Here is a 26,716-nt window from a genome sequence, read left to right on the forward strand (position 1 = left end):
ATGGCGTGGACCCGCGATGAGATGGCGGCACGTGCCGCCCAGGAGCTGACCGATGGCGCCTACGTGAACCTGGGCATCGGCCTGCCGACGCTGGTGGCCAACCACATTCCCGAAGGCGTGGACGTATGGCTGCAGTCGGAGAATGGCTTGCTCGGCATCGGCCCGTTCCCGACCGACGCTGAAGTTGACGCCGACCTGATCAATGCCGGCAAGCAGACCGTCACCGCACGTGCCGGTGCCAGCTACTTCGGCAGCCACGACAGTTTCGCGATGATCCGCGGTGGCCACGTCAACCTGGCCATCCTCGGTGCCATGCAGGTGACCGACAAGGGCGACCTGGCCAACTGGATGGTGCCCGGCAAGATGGTCAAGGGCATGGGCGGCGCCATGGACCTGGTGGCCGGCGTGCAGCGTGTGGTGGTGCTGATGGAGCACACCGCCAAGAACGGCGAGCACAAGATCCTGGCCGAATGCACGCTGCCGTTGACCGGCGTGGGCGTGGTCGACCGCATCATCACCGATCTGGCGGTGTTCGACGTGACCGGCAACGGCCTGTTGCTGGTGGAAGCCGCGCCGGGCGTCAGTGATGAAGAGCTGAAGGAAAAGACCGGCGTCGTGTTCCAGCGCTGAAGTCAACGATGTTGCTGCGCAGCGCCAGCCTCAGGGCTGGCGTTGTGGGCCTGCGACGACGTAGCCTGCGTTGGCAACAAGGTCCGGCAGCAACTGCATGACCGGATCAAGTGCATTGTCGTTGTCCAGCTCACTGGGATAGCAGTGCGCATCCAGTAGTGACCGCAGCGTCGACGCTCGCAACCACATCGTGCCTGCTGTCTGCGGCGTAGGGGCGTCAGCTATCCCCAGCCGGGTTGCCCAGCGGAGATGACTGCGCGAAACGACGACTGCCTCCGGGGTGGATGCCACGAACATGCCCAGCGCAGGTTGCTCATTGAACCGTTGAAGCATTGCGTCGATAGCGGTCGTCCCTGGTAGCTGCGGTCTCGCCTTGCCGCTTCCGCGAAGGTCCAGCCAGCAGGCCAGCAACGATGGATCCGGACCGAAAGCCTCCAGAACCTGCAGGATGCTGGACAAGGCATTGCCAGCATGGCCGATGATATCGACCGCAGCGTCATGAGGGCGCTGCGCCATTGGAATGAAAACACGATAGCTCACGCCCAGGCCGCTTGCTGCCTCACAAGCTGTAGCGATCATCCCGGGATCATCAATGAGAACCAGCAGGCAGGCCCGCAGGGGGCGTGCGGGCGGAGCCGGGGACAGCGCTTGGCGCGTCGCGTCAAGCCAGGCATGCCCAAGCCGGGCATCCGGTTCCAGCACGGCGCCTTCGGCCCACTCGTTCCAGGCATTGATGAACACCATGCGCTGGGCCTGCGGTGCTGCAGACAGGCGCTCATGGATCGTGGTGCGCAGCCAATCGCGGTAGCCGCGCGGCGATGCGTGCAGGTACACGCGGCCGCGGCCGGAACGACGCGCCTCGTTGTCCCAGCCCGGGTTCACGCCGGGATAGAGCGGATAGTCCGGCAGCGGCCGCGCTGCGATTTCTGCAGCCAGTTCACGCCAGTCGCGTACATCGCCATTGAAGGCAGGATTCAGCAGCCACTGCTGTGCCGACAGCGAGCGCGGGTTGCTCATGTTCGGCGGGAATTCGACGGCGGCATCGAAGCCGATATCGCGGGGATCCGGTCGCTCGAAGCCCTGGACGTAGGCCAGATGGATCTCGCCCACGTCGTTGTCACGGCACCAGCGACGCCAGCGCTCGGCAGTCGCACGCGCGTCGGGCAGCAGGTTCGGGCGATAGACCAGCAGCATCGGCCGACCCTCGACCTTCAATGCGCGGCGGTCGCGCAGGTAGGGCGCGACATGTGCGATGAAGGCCAGATCGTCTTCGGCGCTGTGCTGCTGGCCGATCAGGATGTCGTCGTCGCGGCCGTCCCAGCGTCGTGCCCAGTTCTCGTTGGCCCAGCACAGGCAGAACGGCAGGTCGATGCTGTCATCGGCCAGCCACTGCTGGAGCGGGTCTTCCATCAGGGTGCGGCCGCTGAACCAGTAGTAGTAGAAACAGAACGCGCCGATGCCGTACTCCGCAGCCAAGCGTGCCTGGTCACGCATCACCTGCGGGTTGCGCAGGTCATAGAAGCCGAGGTCGGCCGGTAGGCGGGGTTGGATGTGGCCCTCGAACTGCGGCAGGGCGCGGGTCACGTTGCGCCACTCGGTAAAGCCCTTGCCCCACCAGGCGTCGTTCTCTGGGAAGGTGTGGAACTGCGGCAGGTAGAAAGCGACCAGCGTCACCGGCATGGGTGAGGGCAATGCTCCCTCGCGCCATGGCACGTGGCCGATCGCCGGTTCATCGGCACGCCAGCGCAGCTGGGCACTGGCGCGCGTCCCCTCCTCATCCTGCTGTCCCTTGGGCGGCGGGGGTACCCAGTCGCCATGCCGCGCCAACAGCCGGGTGCGCAACCGGTCACGCTGCGCCTGTGGCAACGGCAAGGCCCGGAACACGGCGCGCAGCAACGGGAACAACGACTGGCGCAGGCTCATCGGGCGAGGCCTCGCGACAGGGGGCGGTAGGACGGGATCAGTATCTGGGCAACGGTCATGGCGCCATTTTCGGTGCTGGCGGCCATGACGGCAAACGGCGGCGTGCTAGCGTGTGACCATGCTGTTCCCCCACGACCTGCCCGATGCCGATGTCCTGCACCTGCCGGGCTGGCTGGCTGCGGCCGCCGCCGACCAGCTCCTGTCCTCGCTGCAGGCCGAAGTGCCCTGGGAAACCCATCGCATCCGCATGTTCGGCAACTGGGTGGACTCGCCGCGGCTGAGCTGCTGGATCGGCGACCCGCAGGCCCGCTATCGCTATTCCGGTGCCGAGTTCGTGCCGCGCCCCTGGCCGCCTGTGTTGCAGGCCGTGCGCTGGCGCCTGGAAGCCGAAGGCCACGGCCACTTCAACAGCGTGCTGTTGAACCGCTATCGCGGTGGCGGTGACTACATGGGCTGGCACAGCGATGACGAGCCGGAGCTGGGGCCGGCCCCGGTGATCGCTTCGCTGAGCCTGGGCGCTGCGCGCCGATTCCTGCTGCGCCGCCGTGACGACCCGGCACGCAAGGTTGAATTCGTGCTGGGCCACGGCGACCTGCTGCTGATGGCCGGGCAGACCCAGCGCTTCTACCAGCACGCGCTGCCGAAGATGGCGCGGGTGCAGGGCGAGCGGATCAACCTGACCTTCCGCTGGATTACGCCGCGTTGACGAAGAAGGGGTCGGATCCCTTTCCGGAAGGAAAGGGATCCGACCCCGTAACTCACGTGCCCGGCGAATGCGGCGATCAGCGCGCGACGGTCGGCTGATCGGCCTGGCCGCTCACCAGCGTCCAGCCCACCACGTCCTGCGCCAGCTGCTGCAGGCCACGTTCGAATGCGGCGGTCACCGCCGGTACGTCGGTGCTGCCGACTGGCTGCGCCTGCCGGAAGGTGCGGTCCGCGACCACGCGCTGGTCGGCGACATGGATCAGCTTGGCGTTGACCTCGATCACCACCGTCGGCGTGGGCTGGCCCTGGTAATCCGATTCGAAGCGGCGCACGTCGGTGGACAGCTTGTAGTCGGCGCGGATGCCGGCGGTGCTGCGGGCCACGCCGCGGATGCGACCGGAATCCTCGAAGCCACGCAGCAGGGTGTCCTCGATCATGTCGGTGGCCGGCTGCGCCCAGCTGGCACCCTTGTAGATCTCCATCTGCGACGGTGTCGGCCGCACATTGATGCGCGGGCTGTCGACCATGCGCGCGGCGCTGGGCTTGGCCAGCACCAGTTGCCAGCTGGCCTGCGGCCACGCTGGGTCTGCCTTGACCTGCACGGACGGCGAGTACAGCGTCACCGCGGTTTTCTCGCTGCTGCCGAGGATGGAGCAGCCGCCCAGCAGGGTGACCATCGAAGCGGCCAGCAGCAGGCGCGGAAGGGTGGTCGGGCTCATTTGGGTTCGAACTCCTTCGGTGCGTCGCGGCCCAGCAGGTAGCGCGCGGGGTTGTTCTCGAGGCGGTCGCTGACCCGGCGCAGGTCGCGGATCAGGCCGCGCAGTTCGGTCAGCGTCGGGCCCAGCTGGCCGAGGCCATCGTTGGCAAAGCTGTTGATCGCGGCGCGGTTCTCGCCAAGGATCGAATCGGCGTTGCCGGCGGCCGAATCGAGCTTGGCCAGGGTGCCGTCGAGCTTGTCGATGATGCCGGGCAGCTGCTGCACCAGGTTCTTGTCCAGGCGCTCGATGGTGCCGTTGGTGGTCTTCAGCGTGGTGTCCAGGCTGCGGGCGGCGTCGCGCGCGCTGAGCAGCAGCGCCTGCGTGCCCTGGTCACGGTCGGCCAGGCCGCCGCTGATCGTCTCCAGGTTGGCCAGCGTCGCGTTGATCGAGGCCACGTTGCGGTCGCTGAGGATCTGGTCCATGCGCTCGACGATGCGGTTGGCGACGTCGGTGATGTTCTGCAGCGCCGAGGGCGTGGTCGGGATGATCGGCGCCGGGTCCTTGTTGACGGTGGTCAGCGCCGGCGACTGCGGCGTGCCGCCGCTGAGCTGGATGATCGACGGGCCAGTCAGGCTGGTGATCGCCAGCTTGGCGCGGGTATCGGTCTTGACCGGCGTGTTGGAGTTCAGGCGGATGCGCGCGACCACCTGGCGCGGGTCGTCCGGCACCAGGTTCAGTTCGGTGATCGAGCCCACCGCGATGCCGTTGTACTGCACCGGGCTGCCCACCGACAGGCCGGTCACCGCTTCGCGGAACACCACGCGGTACTCCTGCCAGGTACGGTCGGAGGAGTACTTGGCGGCCCACAGGCCGAAGGCCAGCAGGGCCAGGCCGGTGATCAGGGTGAACGCGCCGATCAGCACGTAGTTGGCTTTGGTTTCCATGGCTCAGGCACTCTCGATCTGTTCGCCACGCGCGGCGCGCGCGCGGGGTCCGTGGAAGTATTCCTGGATCCACGGATGATCCAGTTTCTCGATGTCAGGCAAGGGTGCGTTGGCCACCACCTTGCGGTCGGCGATCACCGCGACCCGGTCGCAGATCGCGTACAGCGTGTCCAGATCGTGGGTGATCAGGAACACGGTCAGCCCCAGTGCTTCCTGCAGGGTCTTGATCAGGCGGTCGAACGCCGCCGCGCCGATCGGGTCGAGGCCCGCAGTGGGTTCGTCCAGGAACAGCAGCGGCGGATCCAGCGCCAGTGCCCGGGCCAGGCCGGCGCGCTTGCGCATGCCGCCTGACAGCTGCGAGGGCAGCTTGTTGATCGCGTCGGCGGGCAGGCCGGCCAGTTTCACTTTCAGCAGCGCCAGTTCGTAGTGCCAGCGTTCGGGCAGTTCGCGATGGTGCTCCTTCAGTGGCACCTGCACGTTCTCGCCCACGGTCAGCGAGGAGAACAGGGCGCCGTCCTGGAACAACACGCCGGTGTTGCGCTCGATGTGCAGGCGGCTCTCGGTATCGTCGGCACGCGCGTCGCGGCCGAGTACTTCGATCTGCCCGGCATCGGGCACGCGCAGGCCGAGGATCGAGCGCATCAGCACCGATTTGCCGGTACCGGAGCCGCCGACCACGCCCAAGATCTCGCCGCGGCGCACGTCCAGGTCCAGGTCTTCGTGCACGGTCTGGCTGCCGAAGCGGTTGACCAGTCCACGCACGCGGATGGCCAGTTCGTGGCCCTGGTCGTCGCGCATGTCGATGGGTTCGGGGAGGGCGGATGTGCTCATGTCACCAGTCCATGTGCATGAACCACAACGCCGCGAAGGCGTCGATGATGATCACCAGCGAGATCGTCTGCACCACGCTGGAGGTGGTGCGCTCGCCGACCGACTGCGCGGTGCCTTCGACCTTCAGTCCTTCCAGGCAGCCGATCAGGCCGATCACCAGCGCGAACACGGGGGCCTTCGACAGGCCGACCAGCATGTGCCGCACTTCCATCGTCTCGTGCATGCGCGCGATGTACATCTGCGGCGGGATGTCGAGGTCGAACGCGCCGACGGTGATGCCGCCGGCCAGGCCGGCGACCATCGCGATGAAGGTCAACAGGGGCAGGGTGACCAGCAACGCCAGCAAGCGTGGCAGCACCAGCAGGTCGACCGGGTCCAGGCCCAGGGTGCGCATCGCATCGATTTCCTCGCGCGCCTTCATCGCACCGATCTGCGCGGTGAACGCACTGGCGGTGCGGCCGGCCAGCACGATCGCCGTCAGCAGCACCGCGAACTCGCGCAGGAAGGCGATGTTGACCAGCTCGACCACGTAGATCTCGGCGCCGAAGTCGCGCAGGATGGTCGAGCCGAGGAACGCGATCACCGCGCCGACCAGGTAGGACAGCAGCGCCACCAGCGGTACCGCGTCCAGCCCGACCTGCTCCATCTGGTGCACGGTGGCGGTCAGCCGGAAGCGGCGGGGTTCCTTGACCAGCCGGGCCGCCTTGACCAGGTTCTCGCCGAGGAAGCTGCACAGCGCCTTGATGTTGTGGCCGGTGGTGTGGACGCTGACGCCCAGCCGTTCCAGCGCGGCCAGCACGCCGAAATCGCGCTTGGGCTTGGGCCGGTCGTCGGCCACTTCCTCGATGGTGCACACCAGCGCCTGGTGGTCCGCGCGGAACTGCAGTGCGTCTTCGTGCAGATCGGCACGATGGGCCACGCGCAGCACCTGCAGCACGCCGGCCGAATCCAGCTGTTCGATGCCGGTGGCATCGATGCCGGTCAGTTTGTCGGGAACGCCGTGCAGGACCTCGGCCGCGGCCAGCGCGGTCTTCAAGGTCCAGGTGCCGGACAGGCGGATCAGGCCCGGGTCGTGGGCATCCTGTTCGAGCTGGGGGGCGTGGTTCGGGGTCACTTGGGCCATTCGGATCGCAGCATAACCGTTCTGTATCGGGCTTCGCGTCGAACTCGGATGAATTTCTCCGGTGGGGCCCAGCGTAGGTAATACTACGGCGCATGTCCGCAGACGCTCACACGATCCCCACGCCCCAGGCCACCTACGCACAGCGCGTGGCCTTTGTTTCCGAGATCGCCGGACGCCTGCACAGCTATGGCACTACGGCCCAGCGCCTGGAAACGGCGGTGGTGGCACTGGCCCGCCAGCTCGATCTGGATTGTGAACCGTGGTCGAATCCCACCGGTATCATCCTCAGCTTCAGCGATCCGGCGCAGGCGATCGGCTCCAGCGACATCACCCGCGTGATCCGCCTGGCGCCCGGTGAGAACGACCTGCACAAGCTCAGCGTCGCCGACCATATCGCCGAGGAAGTGTCCAACGGGCGGATGAGCATCGCCCAGGGCCACACTGCACTGCGCCAGCTGGACAAGGACCCGGGCCGGCGCGGCAAGCTGCGCACCATCCTGTCGTTCAGCCTCGGCGCGGCTGGCGTGGCCGGGATGTGGAAGCTGCCGTGGCTGGACATTGCCACGGCCGGTGTCATCGGCCTGATGATCGGCCTGCTCGGCATGGTGACCGATCGTCGCCCGGCCACCCGCGAAGCGGCCGAGGCGCTGGCGGCGCTGCTGGCTGGCATGGTCGCCACCCTGGTGGCGTCCTTCATCGGCGCGCTCAACCTCAACACGGTGATCATCGCCTCGCTGGTGGTGCTGCTGCCCGGCATGTCGCTGACCAATGCGGTCAATGAGCTGGCCAGCCAGCACTGGGTGTCGGGTACCGCGCGCTTTGCCGGCGCGCTGACCACGATCATGAAGCTCAGCGTCGGCGCGATGATCGCGGTGACCCTGGCCGACGTGCTCGGGCTGGATCCGGTGATCCGCGCCACGCGGCCGCAGGGGCCGTGGGTGGAGTGGGGCTCGCTGCTGACCGCGGCGTTCGCCTTCGCGATGCTGTTCAAGGCCAACCGCCGCGATTACCCGTGGGTGATCGCCGCCTCGGTGGCCGGTTATGCGATCTCCAAGTTCGGCGGCCACGCCTGGGGGGCGCCGGCTGGCATCTTCCTGTCGGCGATGCTGCTGACCGCCGGTGGCAACCTGTTCGGTCGCCTGGTCGGGCGTCCGGGCGCGATCATCCGCCTGCCGGGCATCATCATGATGGTGCCCGGCAGCACCAGCCTGCGCGGCGTGCTGACCCTGGTCCAGCAGCAGGACGTGGGCGCCGGCCAGAGCGTGTTCCTCACCGTTCTCAACGTGGTGATGGCGCTGGTGGCGGGCCTGCTGTTCGGCAACCTGCTGATGCCCGCCCGCAAAACCCTGTAATCGCCCTCTGGGCTGCTTCCTGTGGGTGTGGACCGTTGGTCCACACACCTTTCCTTTCCGGGGAATGAAAAAACGCCGGCTTTCGCCGGCGTTTTTCAGTGCATCCCGATCCGGCCTCAGGCCTTCTTGATCAGGAAGTCTTCCGGCTTCTTGTTGCCCTTGGCGGTCAGTTCAGCCATCCAGCGCGGCTGCTTGCCACGGCCGGTCCAGGTTTCCTTGGGGTTGGCCGGGTTGCGGTACTTCGGGGCAACCTTGCCCAGCTTGCGGCCGGCGGTCTTCGACGGTGCCTTGGCGACCTTGGCCACCTTGCGCGCGCGCGGGGCCGGGGCGTCGCCGAACAGTTCCTCGATGGTGTAACCCTCGGTCTTGGCCAGCTTGGTCAGCTGGGCGCGAACCTTGGTGATCGGCCGGCGCTTGGCGACGATGGTCTGCTGCTTCTTCGCGGTGCGGATCAGGGCGCCCAGTTCGCGCGCCGACAGGCCGGTCAGGTCAATGCTCATTTACGGTTACTCCGGAAACTAATAAGTGGACGGGACAAGCCAGTCCATGGCGTCGGCGGACAGAATAGAGATGAATTAATCCAAGCACAAATGCAGGCAGGACATGCCGTGGCGGCATGCCGACGCTGTCGTGGTGATTTTGACCGGATTATGTCCGCTGCAATATCCACGCCGCGCTGGCGCAGGCAAAAAAAGACCGGGGCAGGCCCCGGTCTTTCCACGTCAGCCCTGCAGTCGCTGCAGCAGGGTCGCCTTGTCCAGGCTCTCCGCGTCGCTGGCGCGGCGCGAGCGGTACTCGTAGGTGCCAGCGGCCAGGCCGCGTTCGCTGACCACCACGCGGTGCGGGATACCGATCAGTTCCATGTCGGCGAACATCGCGCCCGGGCGCAGGCCGCGGTCGTCGAGTGCAGCGTCCAGGCCCGCGTCGCGCAGCTCCTGCAGCAGGTTGGCAGCGGCGTCGGCCACTGCGGCATCGCCCTTCGGGTTGATCACGCACACCACCACCTGCCACGGCGCCATCGCGTCCGGCCAGATGATGCCGGCGTCGTCATGGTTCTGTTCGATCGCGGCAGCCACCACGCGCGAGATACCAATGCCGTAGCAGCCCATCGCCATCACCGCCGCCTTGCCGTTTTCATCCAGCACGGTGGCATCCAGCGCTTCGGCGTACTTGCGGCCGAGCTGGAACACGTGGCCGACTTCGATGCCACGGGCGATCTTCAGTTCACCGCCGTCCACGGCACGGTCGCCGGCACGCACGTTGCGGATGTCGGCCACTTCCGGTTCCGGCAGGTCGCGGCCCCAGTTGACGCCGGCCAGGTGGAAACCGGCCTCGTTGGCGCCGACGACGAAGTCGGCCATCGCCGCCACTTCGCGATCGGCCACCACGCGGATGGCCTTGGCCGGGGCGACCGGGCCGAGGAAGCCCGGCACGCTGCCCAGGTGCTCGGCGATTTCCGCCTCGCTGGCGAAGCGCTGCTCGTCCAGGCCGGCGACCTTGGCCAGCTTGATCTCGTTGACCTCGTGGTCGCCACGCACCAGCGCCAGCACGAACTGCTGTGCCTTGCCTTCGCCGGCGATCAGCGCCACCGACTTCACCGTGCGCTGCAGGTCGATGCCGAGCAGGGCCGCGACGTCCTCGCAGGTCTTCTGGGTGGGGGTATCCACCTTGCGCATTGCTTCGGTGGCGGCCGCACGCGGTGCCGGATCGGCAGCGATCGCCGCTTCCATGTTGGCTGCGTAGTCCGAGCCGGTGGAGAACACCAGCGCGTCCTCGCCGGAATCGGCGATAACGTGGAATTCCTGCGACGCATCGCCGCCGATTGCACCGGAGTCCGCCTGCACCATGCGGAAATCCAGGCCGAGGCGGGTGAAGATGCGGCTGTAGGCCGACTTCATGTTCTCGTATTCGCGCACCAGGCACTCATCGTGCAGGTGGAACGAATAGGCGTCCTTCATCAGGAACTCGCGCGAACGCATCACGCCGAAGCGCGGGCGGATCTCGTCGCGGAACTTGGTCTGCACCTGGTAGAAGTTCACCGGCAGCTGCTTGTAGCTGGACAGCTCGCTGCGCGCGAAGTCGCAGGCGGCTTCTTCGGCGGTCGGGCTGTAGCAGAACACCTGGTCCTTGCGATCCTTGATCTTCAGCAGCTGCGGGCCGAATTTCTGCCAGCGGCCGGTCTGCTCCCACAGTTCCTTCGGCTGGATGGTCGGGATCTGGAATTCCACGGCACCGGCCCGGTCCATTTCCTCGCGCACGATGCGCTCGACCTTGCGCAGCACGCGCAGGCCCAGCGGCGACCAGGTGTACAGGCCCGATGCCAGCTTGCGGATCATGCCCGCGCGCAGCATCAGCCGATGGCTGGTCAGCTCGGCGTCGCTGGGGGTTTCCTTGGTGGTGTGCAGGTGGAACTGGGAGAGGCGCATCGTCGGCTTCGGATAACGGCAGAGACGTCTATTCTGCCAGCCCGGCCGGGGGGAGGGGTATCGGCAGGGCTGCGCCCTGCACCCGCCTCAAGCAACGTCAACAGCAACAGCGGGTTTCCCGTGGGATGGCGGGGTGGGTCCGGTTGCGGGAGACGCCGTAAACCCGTCCATGGGGGCTTGGCCGCGGCATCCATGCCGCGGACACTCCCGCAACCGGACCCACCCCGCCTTCGACAGTTTCCCGCGATCTGCCCGCATTTCTGTAGAGCCGAGCCATGCTCGGCTGCTGTTCGATCAATTCTCGAATCATTCGATTTCAATGGAGATTCATCCACGCATGGCGTGGATTTACCACCGTCACCAGGAACCTGTCGCAGGCGGGGCGGTGTGGGGTGGCAGGACCGTTGGCGCCATGGATGGCGCCATCGAGCCCCCATGGGTGAGGGCGCTTTGCTTGCGAAGCACTGCTTCGCAAGCGCCCGAACGCACAGCCGCCAGCGGCTGGGCCGGGCCGGGCCGCGGAGCGGGGTTTACGGCGTGTCCTGCCAGCCCACACTGCCCCGCCAAACCCACAGAAAGCCCAGAGCCGGCTGTTGCCCTTGCTGTTGCCTCTGCGGGTGCAGGGCTGCAAGCCCTGCCGATAACCCTCACTGTGCTGGGCAGTAGGCCTTGATGGCGGCTTCGGCCAATCCCTTCTGCGCGGTGTGCTGCTCCGGGGTCAACGGGGTATCGGGCTTGCCATCGCCATCGGTGTCCTGCATCACCTGGCCGCCACCGTCCAGCAGGGCCAGGTTGGCCCGGGCCGTGCTGCACTGCTCGGGGACCGGCGCGGCCGGGGTCTCGGTGCTGGCCGCGGCCTGCGGGGTGCGGGCCTGCTCGCGGGTCTCGAACTTCTTGCCCGCCGGCGGGGTCTCCGAGTACTGGGTCACGCCATTGGCGTCCTTCCATTTGTAGACGGGGCCGGCCACGGCGTTGGCACTGGCCAACAGCAGCAGGCATCCAAGGCAGGACAGGGCACGCATGGCAAACTCCACGGAATGGGCGCAGAACGCCGATTGCAGCATTGGCGCCGACCGCTGGCAAGTCGATTAAACTGGATTCCATGGACCCGATCACACCGCCGCCGCGCTCGCGCACGATTTACCTGCTGCCCAACCTGTTCACCACCGCCGGCCTGTTCGCCGGCTTCTACGCGATCATCGCCGCGGCCAACGGGGATTTCGTCAATGCCAGCATCGCCGTGTTCGTGGCGGCGGTGATGGATGGCCTGGACGGGCGCGTGGCGCGCCTGACCGGCACCAGCAGTGAATTCGGCGTGCAGTACGACTCGCTGGCCGACCTGGTCAGCTTCGGCATGGCCCCGGCGCTGGTGATGTACCACTGGTCGCTGTCGTGGCTGAAGTTCGACGATCCGCTGCTCGGCCGCGTCGGCTGGGCCGTGGCCTTCCTGTACGCGGCCTGCGCGGCACTGCGCCTGGCCCGCTTCAATACCCAGGTGGCAGTGGTCGACAAGCGCTGGTTTGTCGGCCTGGCCAGCCCGGCCGCAGCGGGCCTGATGATGTCCTTCGTCTGGGCGTTCGCTGATGGCAACCTGGGCTGGGACGGCAACCAGCTGCGCTACGTGGCGCTGGCGGTGACGATCATCGCTGCGCTGCTGATGGTCAGCCGCATCCGCTTCTGGAGCTTCAAGGGCGGCGCTGCCAAGGGCACCCGTTCGGACCGCGTGCCGTTCCTGGTGCTGGCACTGGTGCCGGTGGCCATCGCCATTGCGGTCATCGACCTGCCGCGCGTGCTGTTCGCGGTCGGCATCCTATACGCCTTGTCCGGCCCGGTGATGTGGGCCGTGCAGCGCCTGCGCAAGAAGCCCGAGGCCGCGTGAGCGAGGACCTGCCCGTGCTGTGGTCACCGGCCCAGCAGGCCTGGCTGCAGGCCATGGGCTATACCGTCTATCACGACGGCCAGCTGGCTGCCGAGCTGGATGCCGCGCTGCAGTTGAGCGTGGCCGAAGCCGAGGCCAGCGTCGCCCCGCCGGAACCGGTGCGTGCCGCCGTGCCGTCGCGCGAACAGCATGCCGGGCCGGCGCCCGCAGCCCGCCCGGAACGCCCGGCACCGCCGCGCCGCGAAACGCCGGTCAGCGCCCCGGATACCGTACCGGCGGCTGAGCGCCCGATGCCCAGCGGCAACGCACGCCAGCCGGTGGTCCGCCTGCCGGATCGCCTGCAGATCGCGCTGCTGCGTGCGTCCGGCTGCAACCCGAACGACCCGGCTACGCAGCGGTTGATGGACAGCTGGCCGCTGGACCAGCTGCGCCACGACCCGGCTGCCAAGCGTGCGCTGTGGCCGCAGCTGCGTGCCCTGCGCAAGCGGGGCACGCCATGAGTGCGGTCACCCGGCCCGGCCCGGTCAGCCTGCGTGCGCTGCGCGAGAGCGACCTCAATGCGGTGATGGCGATCGAACTGCGGGGCTACCCTTTCCCCTGGACCCGCGGCATCTTCATCGACTGCCTGCGCGCCGGCTATCCCGGCCTGGCGATGGAGCGCGATGGCCTGCTGATCGGCTATGGCGTGCTCAGCATCGCCGCCGATGAAGCGCACGTGCTGAACATCTGCATCGATCCGCTGGCACAGTCGCGCGGGCTGGGTCGCCAGCTGCTGCGCGCGCTGGTGCAGCTGGCCGCCGACCGCGGCGCACAGCGCGTATTCCTGGAAGTGCGTCCGTCCAACGCGCCGGCGCTGGCGCTGTACCACAGCGAAGGATTCAACGAGATCGGCCGCCGCCCGCGCTACTACCCGGCGGCACAGGGCCGCGAGGATGCGGTGGTGATGGCGATCGAACTGGTCGACGGCGACCTGCAGGCAATGCCGCCGCTGTAACGCAGACTGGTTGCCGGCCAGCGACCGGCACTACCGACGGGTCTCCGCTGTGATCGACACATCGCCTGCCGCGGTAGGTGCCAACCTTGGTTGGCACGCTTTCCTCACGCCATCCGCAGGGCAAGCACGCCACCCACAATCAACGCCGCCGCCAGCCAGCGCGCGCGCGGTATGCGTTCGCGCAGCAGGAACACCGAGATCAGCAGCGCGAACAGGATCGAGGATTCGCGCAGCGCCGAGACCATCGCCACCGGCGCCTGGGTCATGGCCCACAACGCCATCGCATAGGAGGCCGTGGTGCCGACGCCACCGGCCAGGCCCAGTGGCCAATGCTGCCGCGCATAGCCCAGCACCGCGCCGCCGCGCGTGTACAACGCCCACAGCGGCAGCGGAATGCCCGACAGCAGGAACAGCCACAGCGTGTAGCTGAGCGCGCTGCCTGACTGCCGCGCGCCCTGTGCATCGACCAGGGTGTAGGTGGCGATCATCGCCGCGGTCAGCAGCGGCAGGCGCAGCTGGCCGCCGCGCGCCCCCAGTGCCATGCACAGGATGCCGGTGCTCACCAGCACCACGCCCAGCCACGCTGCGGCGGGCAATGGCTCACCGAGCAGGGTGCCCGCCAGCGCGACCAGGATCGGCGCGCTGCCACGCATCAGCGGGTAGGCCAGGCTCATGTCGACCTGCTGGTAACAGCGTGCGACCAGCCCGTAATAGGTCACCTGCAACAGCACCGATGCGCCCAGCCAGGGCCAGCTGCGCGCGGCCGGGAAGGGCAGGAAAGGCAGGGCAGCGGCCGACAGAAGCGCGGCACTGCCGGTCACCAGTACGGTGCCGAGAAACTTGTCCGGCCCGCGCTTGACGATCGCATTCCAGCTGGCATGCAGCGCCGCGGCAGCGAGAACAAGCAGGAAGATGGAAAGCGGCATCCGTCGATGATGCCATGCGGGGCAAATGGAAACGCCAGGCATCGCCCGGCGTTTCCGATTCCGCTTCGGTGGGTGCCAACCTCTCCCGCCGCGGTAGGTGCCAACCTTGGTTGGCACACACCCGAGCGCGGCGTTACAGCTTCGCGCGCTGCTCGCGCAGGCCGGCCAGCTGCGTGTTCCAGTCGACCAGGCGCACGCGCTCCTGCTCGACCACCGCCGGTGGCACCTTGTCGGTGAACTTGGCCAGCTTGGCTTCGCTCTTTTCCTGCTCGCCTTCCACGCGCTTGATCTCCTTGTCCAGGCGCGCGCGCTCGGCATCGAGATCGACCAGGCCTTCCAGCGGCACCAGCAGCTTCAGCTCGCCCACGATCGCGGCGGCGGCCGGCGGTGCGCTTTCGCCCTCGGCCAGCCACTGGACGCTGTCCAGCTTCAGCAGGAACGACAGCGAGGCGCTGAAACGTTCGATGCGCACGCGATCCTGCTCCAGCCCGGCCTGCAGGCGCAGCGGCACCTGCTTGGACGGGGCGACGTTCAGTTCGCTGCGCACGCGACGCACCGCACTGATCACCGCCTTCAGCCATTCCACGTCGGCCTCGGCCTGGGCGAAATCGCCTTCGAACTCGGCGGCGGTCGGGTACGGGCGCAGCGACAGCGTGGTTTCGGCCAGGCCCAGGCGCGGGGCCAGCTGCTGCCACAGCTGTTCGGTGATGAACGGGGTGAGCGGGTGCAGCAGGCGCAGCAGCGCTTCCAGCACGTACAGCAGGGTGTGGCGGGTGCTTTCGGCGTCGGCGGCGTCGGCACCGTTCAGTGCTGGCTTGCTCAGCTCCAGGAACCAGTCGCAGAACTCGTTCCAGGCGAACTCGTACAGGCACTGCGCCAGCAGGTCGAAGCGGTAGTTGGCGTAGTGGCCCTGCGCCTCGGTGGACACCGCGGCCAGGCGCGCGAGGATCCAGCGTTCGGCATCGGTGCGCGGGGTCGGCACGCCGGTGAACGCAGCACCCTCGGTGTTCATCAGGGCGAAGCGGCTGGCGTTCCACAGCTTGTTGCAGAAGTTCTTGTAGCCCTCGGCGCGGTTCATGTCGAACTTGATGTCGCGGCCGTGGGTCGCCAGCGCGGCGATGGTGAAGCGCAGCGCATCGGCACCGTGGGCGGCAATGCCGTCCGGGAATTCCCTGCGGGTGGCCTTCTCGATCTTCTCCACCATCTTCGGCTGCATCAGGCCGCCGGTGCGCTTGGCGACCAGGTCGTCGATGGTGATGCCGTCGATGATGTCCAGCGGGTCGAGCACGTTGCCCTTGCTCTTGGACATCTTCTGGCCCTGGCCGTCGCGGATCAGGCCGGTGAAGTAGACGTCCTTGAACGGGATCTTCCCGACCAGGTTGTCGGTGGCCATGATCATGCGCGCCACCCAGAAGAAGATGATGTCGAAGCCGGTGATCAGCACCGACGACGGCAGGTAACGGTCGAAGCCGCGCTCGGCCATGGCCTGCTCGTTCGGCCAGCCCAGGGTGGAGAACGGCCACAGCTGCGAGGAGAACCAGGTCTCCAGCACGTCGCTTTCCTGGTTCAGCACCACGTCGCTGCCCAGGTTGTTCTTTGCCCGCACTTCCTCTTCGCTGCGACCGACGTAGCAGCTGCCGGTGGCTTCGTCGAACCATGCCGGAATGCGATGGCCCCACCACAGCTGGCGGCTGATGCACCAGTCCTGGATGTTGTTCATCCAGTGGCGGTAGGTGTTGATCCAGTTCGGCGGCACGAAGGAAATGCTTCCGTCCTCGACCAGTTCCAGGCCGCGCTTGGCCAGGTCGTCCATTTTCACGAACCACTGGTCGGTCAGGTAAGGCTCGATCACCTGGCCGGTACGGTCGCCGCGCGGCACCTGCAGCTTGTGCGCCTTGGTTTCGACCAGGATGCCCAGGTCTTCCAGCTCGGCCAGCACGGCCTTGCGCGCGGCATAGCGGTCCAGGCCCTGGAAGCGTTCCGGCGCGTTTTCATTCAGCGCCGCCACCGGGGTGAACAGGTTGATCATCGGCAGGCTGTGGCGCACGCCGACTTCGTAGTCGTTGAAATCGTGCGCCGGGGTGACCTTGACCACGCCGGTGCCGAACGCACGGTCCACGTAGTCATCGGCGATCACCGGCACGCGGCGGCCGGTCAGCGGCAGCACCACGCTCTTGCCGATCAGGTGCGCATAACGCGCGTCTTCCGGGTGCACCATCACCGCGGTATCGCCCAGCAGGGTTTCCGGGCGGGTGGTGGCGACAACCAGGTAGTCGCGGGTTTCGCGCAGGGTTTCCACGCCGTCGGCATCGCGCTCGACGTGCTCGTAGCTCAGGCCCTCATCCAGCGTGTAGGCGATCGACCACAGGAAGCCGTCTTCCTCGGCGCTCTCCACCTCCAGGTCCGAGATCGCGGTCTTCAGCACCGGGTCCCAGTTGACCAGGCGCTGGCCGCGGTAGATCAGGCCCTGCTCGTACCAGCGCACGAAGGCTTCGTTGACCGCCGCCGACGGCTGCGGATCCATGGTGAAAGTGCTGCGCGACCAGTCGGCGGAAGTGCCGAGGCGGCGCATCTGGCGCTCGATGGTGTCGCCGGACTGCTGCTTCCACTCCCAGACCTTGCCGATGAAGCCTTCGCGGCCCAGCGAATCGCGGGTCTCGCCCTTGCCTTCCAGCGCCAGGTTGCGGCTTACCACCATTTCGGTGGCGATGCCGGCATGGTCGGTACCGACCTGCCACAGCGTGTCGTAGCCGCGCATGCGGTGGTAGCGCACCAGCGCGTCCATCAGGGTCTGCTGGAAGGCGTGGCCCATGTGCAGGGTGCCGGTCACGTTCGGCGGCGGCAGCAGGATGGTGTACGGCTCGCCCGTGCCGGACGGCTTGAAGTGGCCGGCCTTCTCCCAGGCCTCGTAGAGGTCGGTCTCGAAGGACTTCGGGTCGTAGCTGGAGGCGAGTTGGGTCATGCGGGGGAACCGGTAATCAAGGCGGAAGGGAGATCAGCGCGACCCGAGGGCGCGCCGGATCTTCTGGTCGGTGTGGTACTGGCTGACCGCGTAGGCGGCCCAGATGGCGGCGGGCAGCCAGCCGATCAGGGTGATCTGCAGGATCAGGCAGACGATGCCGGCCAGCGGTCGGCCGATGGTGAAGAAGGACAGCCAGGGAAGGATCAGGGCGATCAGCAGGCGCATCAAGGGGTCCTCGCTGGGCTTACATGTCGTGCTTGTTCAGGTCGTACCCGGCGGCCTTGTACTGGCGCCAGCGCTCGCGCAGCGGTTCGCGTGCTTCCGGATCGGCTGGAACCACTTCCAGCACGCGCTCGCACTGGCCCAGCCAGGGCTCGTCGCGCAGGTTGATCACCAGCGGACGCGCCGGTGCCTCGGTGCCGGGCACGGCGATCAGCACCAGGGCCTCTTCCTCGTCCATGTCTTCCCCGGCGATCTGGTGCGGGATGTAGGCATCGTTGTCGAACGCCCACAGCAGCTCGTCCAGTTCCTCGGCCTGGGCCTGGTCACGGGCCAGCACCAGGGTGAACAGCCCGGCGTCGTTGGCCTTGCGCGCCAGTTCGCAGACCAGGCGCAACGGCTCGGTCAGGAAGCGGGGCTTGGCGATCAGGTAGAAGTCGGCGCGGGGCATGGCAGGGTCCGGGTCAGGCAGGGGCCCGGCAGTGCCGGGCGAGGCCCTGGCCGGCAGAGGCCGGCCAGGGTCGGGTACGGCATCAGGCGCGGGCGACCTGGTCCAGCAGCCACTGGCTCAGCAGGCCGACCGGACGGCCGGTGGCCATGCCACGCTTGCCTTCATCGCTGGCGACGCCGGCGATGTCCAGGTGGGCCCAGCGCTGGCCTTCGGCGAAGCGCGACAGGAAGCAGCCGGCGGTGATCGCGCCGGCCCAGCGGCCGCCGATGTTGTAGACGTCGGCGAAGGTCGAATCCAGCATCGGCTGGTATTCGTCCCACAGCGGCAGGCGCCAGGCGCGGTCGAACACGTGCTCGCCGGCGGCCAGCAGCTCGTTGGCCAGGTCGTCGTGCTTGCTCATCAGGCCGGCGGTCTGGTGGCCGAGGGCGACCATGCAGGCACCGGTCAGGGTGGCGACGTCGACCAGCGCGGCCGGCTCGAAGCGCTGCGCGTAGGTCAGCGCGTCGCACAGGATCAGGCGGCCTTCGGCGTCGGTGTTGCCGACTTCGATGGTCTTGCCCGACATCGAGGTGATCACGTCGGACGGACGGTAGGCGTTGCCGTCGATGGCGTTCTCCACCGCCGGCACCACCACCACCAGGTTCAGCGGCAGCTTGGCCGTGACCGCGGCGACGAAGGTGCCGATGACGTTGGCGCCACCGCACATGTCGTACTTCATCTCCTCGATGCCGCCCTGGGTCTTCAGGTTGACGCCACCGGTATCGAAGGTGATGCCCTTGCCGACCAGCACATACGGCTTGGCGTCGCCGCCATTGTTCCACTTCAGCACGACCAGACGCGGGCGGTTGGCCGAACCGCGGGCCACGGCCAGCAGCGAGCCCATGCCCAGCGCTTCCATCTGGTGCTCGTCGAGGATCTCGGCTTCGGCACCATCGTGCTCGCCGGCGAACTTCACGCCGACCTCGGCCAGATGGGCCGGGGTGCAGTAGTTCGGCGGCAGGTTGCCCAGTTCGCGGGCGAACTCGACACCGGCGGCGATGGCCTGGCCCTGGGCCAGCGCCTGGGCGTCGTCACCGGCAACGGCCAGCTGGGCCAGGCCGGCATCGTCGGCCTTCTTCTTGCCCAGGGTGGCGGTGTAGCGGTAAGCAGCGTGATCGGCGGCGATCACCGCCTGGCGGATCGCCCAGGCCGCGTCGCGGTCCTTGATGGCCACTTCGGACAGGGTGAACAGCGCGCTGCGGGTGGCACCGGCCTTCAGCGCGCGCACGGCGTCGCCGATGGCCTTCAGGTACTGCGGCACGCCGAAGCGGGCAGCTTCGCCGAGGCCGACCACCAGCACGCGCGGGGCGGTCACGCCCGGCAGGTCGTGCAGCAGGGTGGTGGCGCCGGTCTTGCCGGACAGGTCGCCGCGCTGGGCCAGGGCGGCCAGGCGGCCACCACTGGCGGCGTCCAGGGCCTGCGCGGCCGGGGTCAGGGTATGGTCGGCATACGCGCCGACCACCAGGCAATCAACGGTGGCGGCGGCCGGAGCAACGTGGTTCAGGGTGAATTCGAGGGCCATTGAGCAGATTCCATTGGCGAGTCCGTACAATCGCAGGCCGTTTACGCCCAGACAGTAGACTGGGCGGCACCGCGAACGAACCCCAGAGTTTAAACCACCGCCCCATGCTGAAGCTCGACCGATACCTGCTGGGCGATTTCGTCCAGAGTTTCCTGGCTACCCTGATCGTCCTGCTGGTGGTCAGCGTGGGCGGCGTGCTGGTGGACATCCTCGGCAACATCGCCGACGGGCGCCTGCCGGCCAAGCTGCTGTTCTCGCAGCTGGGCCTGCAGTTCATCGCCTACCTGCCGCTGATCCTGCCGCTGGCGCTGATGCTGGGCCTGCTGCTGGCCGTGGCCCGGCTGTACCGCGACTCGGAGATGGCGGTCATCACCGCCATCGGCGTGGGGCCCAAGCGGCTGCTGCGGCCACTGCTGATGCTGGTGGTGCCGGTGGTGCTGCTGGTCGGCGCCTGCTCGCTGTGGCTGGGCCCGTGGGCCGGCCGGGTGGCCGAGCAGATGATCATCGAGGCCAACCGCAGCGTGCTGATGGCCGGCTTGGAGCCGGGCCGGTTCACGCCGCTGCCCAACGGTGGCGTGGTCTACCTGTCCTCGATCTCGCCCGACGGCACCGAGCTGGGCAAGGTGTTCCTGCAGCGGCAGAAGGACGACCGCCTGGAAGTGGTGTCGGCCAACAGCGGCCGCATGTACTTCGAGGGCACCCGCCAGCGCTTCCTGGAGCTGGACGACGGCCACCAGGTGGAAGGGCCGGTGGCCGGCGCGCTGGATTACCGCCTGGCCACCTTTGCCCGCAACGACGTGGCCCTGCCCGATGGCGCACAGACCCGCACCGAGGACGACCCGGAACTGATGCCGACCCTGAAGCTGATCGGCGATGAGCGCCCGCAGGCGCAGGCGCAGCTGCACCGCCGCCTGGCACCGCCGCTGATCGCGCTGGCCTTTGCCCTGCTGACCGTGCCGCTGGGCCGCAGCTCGCCGCGCCAGCAGCGCTACGGCCGCATGATGCTGGCCCTGATGGCCTACATGGTGGGCACCAACCTCATGTTCATCGGCAGTGGCTGGATCGCCAACGGCAAGATTCCCCCTGCGCTGGGCCTGTGGTGGCTGACCCTGCCGCTGCTGGCGCTGTCGATCTGGATGTATGCACGCGATGGCCGCCTGGGCCGCCCGAAGGGAGCCCGCGCATGAGGCTGCGCCCGATGCGTTTCGACCTGTACCTGGGCCAGTCGGTGTTCACCACGGTGCTGCTGACCTGGGCGGTGCTGGTCGGCCTGGACGTGGTGATGGCCTTCTCCGGCGAGTTCAAGGACATCGGCAAGAACGGCTACACCCTGGGCCATGCCGCCGCGTGGGTGCTGTACACGGTGCCGCGCCGCGCCTACACGATGTTCCCGACGGCCGCGGTGATCGGCGCGCTGATGGGCCTGGGCCAGCTGGCCGCGACCTCGGAGCTGACCGCACTGCGTGCGCTGGGCCTGTCGCGCAAGCGCCTGAGCGTGTCGGTGGCGATCGCGCTGTCGCTGCTGACCGCGGTGATGGTGCTCAGCGCCGAGACGCTGGGCCCGTGGGGCCAGGACCGTGCCGACGCATTGAAGGCCAGTGCCAAGTGGGGACGGGACATCTCCACCACCCGTTACTCCGGCCTGTGGGCACGCGAAGGCGACACCTTCCTCAACGCCCAGAGCGGCGAGGAACAGCTGGTGGGCGACAAGGGCACGCGGCTGATCCTGCGTGACGTGCGCCTGTACCGGATCGCCGAAGACGGCAACATCGCCTCGTTGACCCATGCCGCCACCGCCGAGCACGACAAGGACGGCTGGGTGCTGACCGGGGTACGCCGCGACACCTTCGGCGAGCGCTCGGCGACCCGCCAGGAAGTGGCGCGCGAGCCATGGAGCTCGAAGCTGGATGCGGCGGCGCTGGCCACCGGCATCGCCAAGCCGCGGAACCTCAGCGTGGCCGAGCTGAGCACCAGCATTGCCTACCGCCAGCGCAACGGGCTGGACGCGCGCGATTTCGAGGATGTGTACTGGAGCCGCTGGTTCTACCCGGTGAACGTGCTGGCGCTGTGCCTGGCGGCGGTGCCGTTCGCGTTCGGGTCGCTGCGCAGCGGCGGCATGGGCAAGCGCCTGTTCCTGGGCATCCTGTTCGCCCTGGGCTTCTGGCTGCTGCAGCTGTTCTTCGGCCGCATGGCCGGTGCGTTGAAGTTCGACTACCGCATCGCCTATGCGCTGCCCCCGATCGTGATGCTGGCGGTGTCCGGCCTGCTGTTCCGGCGCAAATCGGGCTGAGTGCTGTGGCGCCGGCCAGGACGGCCAACGCGCGGATTTCTGTAGAGCCGAGCCCATGCTCGGCTGGCGTGCGGTGCGTGAAAAGCAGCCGAGCATAGGCCCGGCTCTACAGACAGCGCCTTACCGCTTCGGCAGGCGCACCACGCGGGTGCTGCTGGCGCGGTCATGCCAGGTCAGGCGGTCGCGGTCGACCCAGGCCCACCAGAATCCCAGCCCGCCCAGCAGCAGTGACAGCGTGCCCACTGCGTAGCGCAGCCACAGCTGGCCGCGCCGCAGCGGCGTGCCATTGCTCGATTGCAGTTTCAGCCGCCACGGGCGCATGCCCAGCGTCTGTCCGCCACGGCGCCAGCTGGCCGTGGCGTACCACCCCGTGATTCCCCAGCACACCGCCCACAGCAGCCACTGCCAGGCACTGAACGGTGCGATGTTCTCGCGCTGCGCGTGGCCGCTGAAGGTGTAGGCGAGGGTGAACAGCGTGCCGGCCAGCATCCACAGCGCCAGCACCGGCAGTGCGTCGTAGACCATCGCCAGCACGCGCCAGGCCAACAAGGCACGTGGGCGGGGCATTTCGGTAGCGGCCGCAGGGGCCGTGTCGGTGGCAGGGCGGGACATGCGCCGAGCATACGCAAAGCTGGCCGTGCCCGCAGTGGCCCTCGTATCCTGCACGCATGGCCCTTGTTTCCACCCCCGCCGAACGCCGCCAGCTGGTCCAGCAACTGCCCGAGCTGCGCGCCGACGACAGCGTGCGCATCCAGCGCTTCCTCGATGCGATCTGGGCCGAGAACGGCCTGGCCCGCGCCACCCTCGACAGCTACCGGCGTGACCTGGAAGGGCTGGCGCGCTGGATGGATGGGCGCGACGGCGGCCTGGCCGGCATCGAACGGCCCGGGCTGTTCGACTACCTGGCCTGGCGTACCCGGCATGGCTGGTCGCCGCGCAGCAATGCGCGACTGCTGTCGGCGCTGCGGGCGTTCTTCGCCGATGGCGTGCGCCGTGGCGAACGCAGCGAAGACCCCAGTGCGCTGCTCGACCCGCCGAAGCTGCCACGGCTGTTGCCCAAGGCGCTGGCCGAAAGCCAGATCGATGCGCTGCTGGCGGCACCGGACATCGACAGCCCGCTGGGCCTGCGCGATCGCGCCATGCTGGAACTGATGTATGCCGCCGGCCTGCGCGTGAGCGAGCTGGTGCTGTTGCCGGCGACTGCAGTCAACCTGCGCCAGGGCGTGTTGCGGGTCACCGGCAAGGGCAGCAAGGAACGGCTGGTGCCGCTGGGCGAGGAATCGCAGCATTGGCTGGAGCGTTACCTGCAGCAGTCGCGCCCGCTGCTGGTCGGCAAGGGCAAGGTGCACGCCCTGGCCGATGGGCAGACCCCGTTGTTCATCGAGCCGACGCTGCATGCGCTGACCCGGCAGGCGTTCTGGCACCTGGTCAAGCGCCACGCGCAGGTGGCCGGCATCGACCCGGCGCGGATCAGCCCGCATGGCCTGCGCCACAGCTTCGCCACCCATCTGCTCAACCGCGGTGCCGACCTGCGCGCGCTGCAGATGCTGCTCGGCCACAGCTCGTTGTCGACCACCCAGATCTACACCCTGGTGGCGCGCGAGCATCTGCAGAAGCTGCACGCCCGCCACCATCCGCGCGGCTGAGCGCCGGGCTGAATCGCTGCCCGGGGCCGTGCCGGGCGTCGCGGCCCGGTTCCGGTGGCTGTGTCAGAATCCGGGATCTTCTTCTGTTGCGGATCGCTCCATGCTCCGATTTGCCATCGCCGCCGTGTTCGGTGCGCTCAGCCTGACCGCCTGCGCCCAGCCGGCCCCGCCGGCCGCCAAGGCACCTGCCGTTGCGGCCAAGGCCAGCCCGGCCGCCAACGGTTCGGCCGACCAGGCCGTGCGCGCCGCGCTGACCGCGCTGAATCCCGGCTTCCAGGTGGACTACATCGGTGCCGCGCCGTTCCCCGGCTTCCGCGAAGTGGTGGTCTCCGGCCAGCTGCTGTACGTGTCCGATGACGGTCGCTACCTGTTCCAGTCGCAGCCCTACGACACCCGCGCCAAGGGCCCGGCCAACAGTGAAGGCCTGCTCGGTTACCGTCGTGGCCTGCTGGCCAAGGCCAACCACGGCGATCGCATCGTGTTCGCCGCGCCGAACGCCAAGTACACCATCAGCGTGTTCACCGACATCGAGTGTGGTTACTGCCGCAAGCTGCACCAGGACATCGCCGAGCTCAACCGCAACGGCATCACCGTCGAGTACCTGGCGTTCCCGCGCATGGGCCTGGGCAGCAAGGACTACACCGACATGATTTCGGTCTGGTGTGCAGCGGATCGTCGCCAGGCCCTGACCAACGCCAAGCGCGGTGGCAGCGTGCCGGCCAAGAACTGCACCAACCCGGTGGCGATGCAGTACGCGCTGGGCCAGCAGCTGGGCGTGAATGGCACGCCGGCGATCTTCGCGCCGGATGGCACCCAGCTGGGCGGTTACCTGCCGCCGGCACAGCTGCGTGCGGCGCTGGACAAGCTGTCCGAGAAGCGCTGACGCGGAATCGTAGCGTCGAGCCATGCTCGACTGCGGAACCATCAGCCGAGCATGGGCTCGGCGCTACAGATCAGAGGCCGGGGGCACACAATGCGCCCCCGGCTTTTTGCTTATTTCAGGCCATCACTGACCGCCTTGGTCAGCGTGCCCTGCGCATCGTCACCGCTGAACTCCCAGACGAACGCGCCGCCCAGGCCCTGGGTCTTCACGTAACCCATCTTGCGGGTGATGTTGGCCGGGGTATCGAAGCTCCACAGCGTGCTGCCGTTGTAGATCCAGGTGGCACCGGCGGTGTTGTCGGTGTAGCCCGGCCACGCCAGGTTCTTCAGTACCTTCCAGTCTTCGATGCCGGCTTCATACGTGCCCGGGGCGGCGCCGGTCGCGGTCTGGTACAGGCCGTTGTTGGCGTTGGCCACACCGGTCCAGCCACGCCCGTAGTAGCCGATGCCCAGGTTGAGCTTGGCGGCGGGCACGCCACGGCTGATGAAGGCCTCGATGGCGTCGTTGCTGTTGTAGAGCTTCTGGTCGCCGGTGGACGGATCATTCGGCGAATCGAACAGCGCCGACTGGTGATTGGTCTTCGCATCCCACGCGCCGTGGAAGTCGTAGGTCATCACGTTGATGTAGTCCAGGTACGGGTGGTACGCGGCCGGATCGGTGACGCGGATCTTGTCGATGCCGGCACCCACCGCCACCGTCAGCAACAGGCCCGGACGCACCGCATCGAGCTGGCGGCGGAACTCGGCCATCAGTGCGGTGAAGTTGGCGTTGTCCTCCGGCTTGCCGCATTCGATGCCGCAGGCCACCGGGTACTCCCAGTCGATGTCGATGCCGTCGAACACGCCCAGCGCTGCACCCGCACCACCGGCACCGTCGGTCACCGGCAGGTTGCCCTTGATGTAAGCGTCGATGCACGAGGCGACGAAGGCCTGGCGGTTTTCCGGGCGCGCTGCGCTGGAGAAACCACGCGACCAGGTCCAGCCACCCAGCGAGATCAGCACCTTCATGCCCGGGTACTTGGCCTTGAGCTGCTTGAGCTGGTTCCAGTTGCCGCGCAGCGGCTGGTCCCAGGTATCGGCGCTGCCGCTGACACTCTCGGCGGCGCTGAAGGCCTTGGTGTAGTCGGCGAAGGCATCGCCACCGGCACCGCTGTTCGGATCCGACGGCTGGGTGATGCCCACTTCGCAGCGGTTGTTGCGCACGTTGCCGAACGCGTAGTTGATGTGGGTCAGGCGTGCGGCCGAGCCGCTGCTGTCGATGTTCTTGACCCGGTAGTTGCGGCCGTAGATGCCCCACTGGGTGAAGTAGCCGATGACCCGCTTGCCGGTGGTACCGCCGTCACCGGCCAGCGTGGTGGCGCTGATCTCGGTGCCCTGTGCCGACGCATTGCCGGCGTTGTCGCGGGCACGTACGCGGTAGCGGTAGGTGGTCGACGCGGTCAGCCCGCCATCCACATAGCTGGCACTGGACGGCGAACCGACCAGGCTGCCGTTGCGGTACACGTCATAGCCGGCCATGCCGCTGCCACCGGTGTTGTCGGTGGACGGGCTCCAGCTGAGCGCGATGCTGTTGGCGGTGCGGGTGCCAACCGCCAGCCCGCCCGGCACGCTCGGTGCGGTGGTATCGCCACCGGCGGCGTTGACGGTGATGGTGATGGTCGGGGTGCTGGTGGTGGCGTTGTTGTTGTCGGTCGCGACCGCACGCAGGGTGTGGCTGCCGGCGCTGGCATTGGCCCAGCTGGCCGCATACGGCGCGCTGGTGGCGACACCCAGCGAGCTGCCGTCGCGGAAGAACTCGACCTTGGCGACGCTGCCGTCCGGGTCACTGGCGTTGGCGGTCACGTTGACGGTGCTGCCGGCGCTGAAGGTGGCGCCGTTGGCCGGCGAGGTCAGGCTGACCACCGGCGGCTGGTTGCTGCCGCTGCCATCGCAGGCACCGAGGTTGGTGTAGTAGGGCGCACCGGCCGGATGGTCCGGCGGCGCGTTCCAGATGTCCTGGTTCGCCCGATAGAGGACGCCTCCTTTCTGCAGGGTATCGCCGGCCCGGTAGATCTTGGCCTGGTCCCACTGGGCCACGCCGGCACAGCTGGCGGCCTGCGCCAGGCCGGGCAGGGCGGCGGTACCGGCGGCCAGGGCAAGCAGCCAGGCCAGGCGGCGGGGACGACAGCTTCGGGTCGCACGTTCGGCACTGCGCACAATCGGGTCGTACATGGGTAAGTCTCCGATCAAAGGGCGCGCGGGCCCCGATGGCGCCGCGCGTGACGCAGGTCCGGG

At 68.0% G+C, this 26,716-nt stretch carries 25 protein-coding genes; 10 read left to right on the top strand and 15 right to left on the bottom strand.

Annotation, left to right across the window (positions count from 1 at the left end):
- Positions 1 to 630, top strand: a complete 630-nt coding sequence (locus AB1281_RS23000; RefSeq protein WP_430344780.1) for a CoA transferase subunit B — start codon at positions 1 to 3, stop codon at positions 628 to 630.
- 30 nt (positions 631 to 660) lie between these two features.
- On the opposite strand, the gene AB1281_RS23005 is transcribed toward AB1281_RS23000, so the two are convergent.
- Positions 661 to 2,553, bottom strand: a complete 1,893-nt coding sequence (locus AB1281_RS23005; protein ID WP_430344781.1) for a glycoside hydrolase family 99-like domain-containing protein — start codon at positions 2,551 to 2,553, stop codon at positions 661 to 663.
- A gap of 118 nt (positions 2,554 to 2,671) precedes the next feature.
- Between AB1281_RS23005 and AB1281_RS23010 the strand changes: the two genes are divergently transcribed.
- Positions 2,672 to 3,259 (top strand): alpha-ketoglutarate-dependent dioxygenase AlkB family protein, encoded by a 588-nt coding sequence (locus tag AB1281_RS23010; RefSeq protein WP_430344782.1) that lies wholly within the window; start codon positions 2,672 to 2,674, stop codon positions 3,257 to 3,259.
- A gap of 76 nt (positions 3,260 to 3,335) precedes the next feature.
- Here AB1281_RS23010 and AB1281_RS23015 read toward each other — a convergent pair whose 3' ends face one another.
- Genes AB1281_RS23015 through AB1281_RS23030 form a run of 4 tightly spaced genes read right to left on the bottom strand, consistent with a single transcriptional unit; the run spans position 3,336 to position 6,854 of the window.
- The gene (locus AB1281_RS23015) at positions 3,336 to 3,977 is read right to left on the bottom strand and encodes an ABC-type transport auxiliary lipoprotein family protein (RefSeq protein ID WP_164118163.1); all 642 of its coding nucleotides are present in this window, start codon (positions 3,975 to 3,977) and stop codon (positions 3,336 to 3,338) included.
- Complete coding sequence (locus AB1281_RS23020; RefSeq protein WP_014035909.1) at positions 3,974 to 4,900, bottom strand: MlaD family protein; 927 nt, start codon at positions 4,898 to 4,900, stop codon at positions 3,974 to 3,976. The genes AB1281_RS23015 and AB1281_RS23020 overlap by 4 nt, the downstream gene beginning before the upstream one ends.
- Positions 4,901 to 4,903: 3 nt before the next feature.
- Positions 4,904 to 5,731 carry an ABC transporter ATP-binding protein gene (locus AB1281_RS23025; RefSeq protein ID WP_049443088.1) on the bottom strand — a complete coding sequence of 276 codons (828 nt, stop codon included), beginning with the start codon at positions 5,729 to 5,731 and terminating at the stop codon, positions 4,904 to 4,906.
- A 1-nt stretch (position 5,732) separates the two neighbouring features.
- Positions 5,733 to 6,854, bottom strand: a complete 1,122-nt coding sequence (locus tag AB1281_RS23030; protein WP_075675419.1) for an MlaE family ABC transporter permease — start codon at positions 6,852 to 6,854, stop codon at positions 5,733 to 5,735.
- 92 nt (positions 6,855 to 6,946) lie between these two features.
- Here AB1281_RS23030 and AB1281_RS23035 point away from each other — a divergent pair, with 92 nt between their 5' ends.
- Positions 6,947 to 8,206, top strand: coding sequence for a threonine/serine ThrE exporter family protein (locus tag AB1281_RS23035; protein ID WP_014035912.1), 1,260 nt, complete (start codon positions 6,947 to 6,949; stop codon positions 8,204 to 8,206).
- A 116-nt stretch (positions 8,207 to 8,322) separates the two neighbouring features.
- Here the strand turns inward: AB1281_RS23035 and AB1281_RS23040 are convergent, their stop codons facing one another.
- From AB1281_RS23040 to AB1281_RS23050, 3 genes are all read right to left on the bottom strand, one after another.
- Positions 8,323 to 8,706, bottom strand: a complete 384-nt coding sequence (locus tag AB1281_RS23040; RefSeq protein ID WP_005415203.1) for an H-NS family nucleoid-associated regulatory protein — start codon at positions 8,704 to 8,706, stop codon at positions 8,323 to 8,325.
- A 222-nt stretch (positions 8,707 to 8,928) separates the two neighbouring features.
- Complete coding sequence (locus tag AB1281_RS23045) at positions 8,929 to 10,632, bottom strand: proline--tRNA ligase (RefSeq protein ID WP_075675418.1); 1,704 nt, start codon at positions 10,630 to 10,632, stop codon at positions 8,929 to 8,931.
- A gap of 647 nt (positions 10,633 to 11,279) precedes the next feature.
- A complete protein-coding gene (locus AB1281_RS23050; RefSeq protein ID WP_430347143.1) occupies positions 11,280 to 11,654 on the bottom strand; it encodes a DUF4124 domain-containing protein in 375 nt (124 codons plus the stop codon).
- Between the two features lie 80 nt (positions 11,655 to 11,734).
- On the opposite strand from AB1281_RS23050, the gene pssA reads away from it, so the two are divergent.
- Genes pssA through rimI form a run of 3 tightly spaced genes read left to right on the top strand, consistent with a single transcriptional unit; the run spans position 11,735 to position 13,505 of the window.
- Entirely contained in the window at positions 11,735 to 12,511 is a 777-nt protein-coding gene (pssA, locus tag AB1281_RS23055; RefSeq protein WP_005415206.1) for a CDP-diacylglycerol--serine O-phosphatidyltransferase, read from the top strand.
- A complete protein-coding gene (locus AB1281_RS23060) occupies positions 12,508 to 13,011 on the top strand; it encodes a hypothetical protein (protein WP_430347144.1) in 504 nt (167 codons plus the stop codon). The genes pssA and AB1281_RS23060 overlap by 4 nt, the downstream gene beginning before the upstream one ends.
- Positions 13,008 to 13,505, top strand: coding sequence for a ribosomal protein S18-alanine N-acetyltransferase (gene rimI / locus AB1281_RS23065; protein WP_014035917.1), 498 nt, complete (start codon positions 13,008 to 13,010; stop codon positions 13,503 to 13,505). The genes AB1281_RS23060 and rimI overlap by 4 nt, the downstream gene beginning before the upstream one ends.
- A gap of 104 nt (positions 13,506 to 13,609) precedes the next feature.
- Here the strand turns inward: rimI and AB1281_RS23070 are convergent, their stop codons facing one another.
- The 5 genes from AB1281_RS23070 to AB1281_RS23090 all read right to left on the bottom strand — a co-directional run bounded on the left by AB1281_RS23070 (position 13,610) and on the right by AB1281_RS23090 (position 19,624).
- Positions 13,610 to 14,431, bottom strand: coding sequence for an EamA family transporter (locus AB1281_RS23070; RefSeq protein WP_430347145.1), 822 nt, complete (start codon positions 14,429 to 14,431; stop codon positions 13,610 to 13,612).
- Between the two features lie 133 nt (positions 14,432 to 14,564).
- Positions 14,565 to 17,393 carry a valine--tRNA ligase gene (locus tag AB1281_RS23075; protein ID WP_430347146.1) on the bottom strand — a complete coding sequence of 943 codons (2,829 nt, stop codon included), beginning with the start codon at positions 17,391 to 17,393 and terminating at the stop codon, positions 14,565 to 14,567.
- A gap of 33 nt (positions 17,394 to 17,426) precedes the next feature.
- Positions 17,427 to 17,618: a YqaE/Pmp3 family membrane protein gene (locus AB1281_RS23080; RefSeq protein ID WP_014035920.1), complete on the bottom strand. Its 192-nt coding sequence runs from the start codon at positions 17,616 to 17,618 to the stop codon at positions 17,427 to 17,429.
- A gap of 19 nt (positions 17,619 to 17,637) precedes the next feature.
- The gene (locus tag AB1281_RS23085) at positions 17,638 to 18,063 is read right to left on the bottom strand and encodes a DNA polymerase III subunit chi (RefSeq protein ID WP_005415211.1); all 426 of its coding nucleotides are present in this window, start codon (positions 18,061 to 18,063) and stop codon (positions 17,638 to 17,640) included.
- An 82-nt stretch (positions 18,064 to 18,145) separates the two neighbouring features.
- Positions 18,146 to 19,624, bottom strand: a complete 1,479-nt coding sequence (locus AB1281_RS23090) for a leucyl aminopeptidase (protein WP_430347147.1) — start codon at positions 19,622 to 19,624, stop codon at positions 18,146 to 18,148.
- Positions 19,625 to 19,728: 104 nt separating this feature from the next.
- Between AB1281_RS23090 and lptF the strand changes: the two genes are divergently transcribed.
- Both lptF and lptG read left to right on the top strand, forming a co-directional pair.
- On the top strand, positions 19,729 to 20,811 hold the full coding sequence (gene lptF / locus AB1281_RS23095; RefSeq protein ID WP_014035922.1) for an LPS export ABC transporter permease LptF: 1,083 nt from the start codon (positions 19,729 to 19,731) through the stop codon (positions 20,809 to 20,811).
- Positions 20,808 to 21,914: an LPS export ABC transporter permease LptG gene (gene lptG / locus AB1281_RS23100; protein WP_075675412.1), complete on the top strand. Its 1,107-nt coding sequence runs from the start codon at positions 20,808 to 20,810 to the stop codon at positions 21,912 to 21,914. The genes lptF and lptG overlap by 4 nt, the downstream gene beginning before the upstream one ends.
- Positions 21,915 to 22,034: 120 nt before the next feature.
- Here lptG and AB1281_RS23105 read toward each other — a convergent pair whose 3' ends face one another.
- The gene (locus AB1281_RS23105) at positions 22,035 to 22,526 is read right to left on the bottom strand and encodes an RDD family protein (protein WP_430347148.1); all 492 of its coding nucleotides are present in this window, start codon (positions 22,524 to 22,526) and stop codon (positions 22,035 to 22,037) included.
- 56 nt (positions 22,527 to 22,582) lie between these two features.
- Here AB1281_RS23105 and xerD point away from each other — a divergent pair, with 56 nt between their 5' ends.
- Positions 22,583 to 23,560 carry a site-specific tyrosine recombinase XerD gene (xerD, locus tag AB1281_RS23110; RefSeq protein ID WP_046428433.1) on the top strand — a complete coding sequence of 326 codons (978 nt, stop codon included), beginning with the start codon at positions 22,583 to 22,585 and terminating at the stop codon, positions 23,558 to 23,560.
- Positions 23,561 to 23,660: 100 nt separating this feature from the next.
- Positions 23,661 to 24,443, top strand: coding sequence for a thioredoxin fold domain-containing protein (locus AB1281_RS23115; protein ID WP_430347149.1), 783 nt, complete (start codon positions 23,661 to 23,663; stop codon positions 24,441 to 24,443).
- Between the two features lie 110 nt (positions 24,444 to 24,553).
- On the opposite strand, the gene AB1281_RS23120 is transcribed toward AB1281_RS23115, so the two are convergent.
- Positions 24,554 to 26,653, bottom strand: coding sequence for a glycosyl hydrolase family 18 protein (locus AB1281_RS23120; RefSeq protein ID WP_197587112.1), 2,100 nt, complete (start codon positions 26,651 to 26,653; stop codon positions 24,554 to 24,556).
- Positions 26,654 to 26,716 lie beyond the last annotated feature (63 nt).

Source organism: Stenotrophomonas sp. NRRL B-14846, assembly GCF_050473585.1.
Taxonomy (GTDB): domain Bacteria; phylum Pseudomonadota; class Gammaproteobacteria; order Xanthomonadales; family Xanthomonadaceae; genus Stenotrophomonas.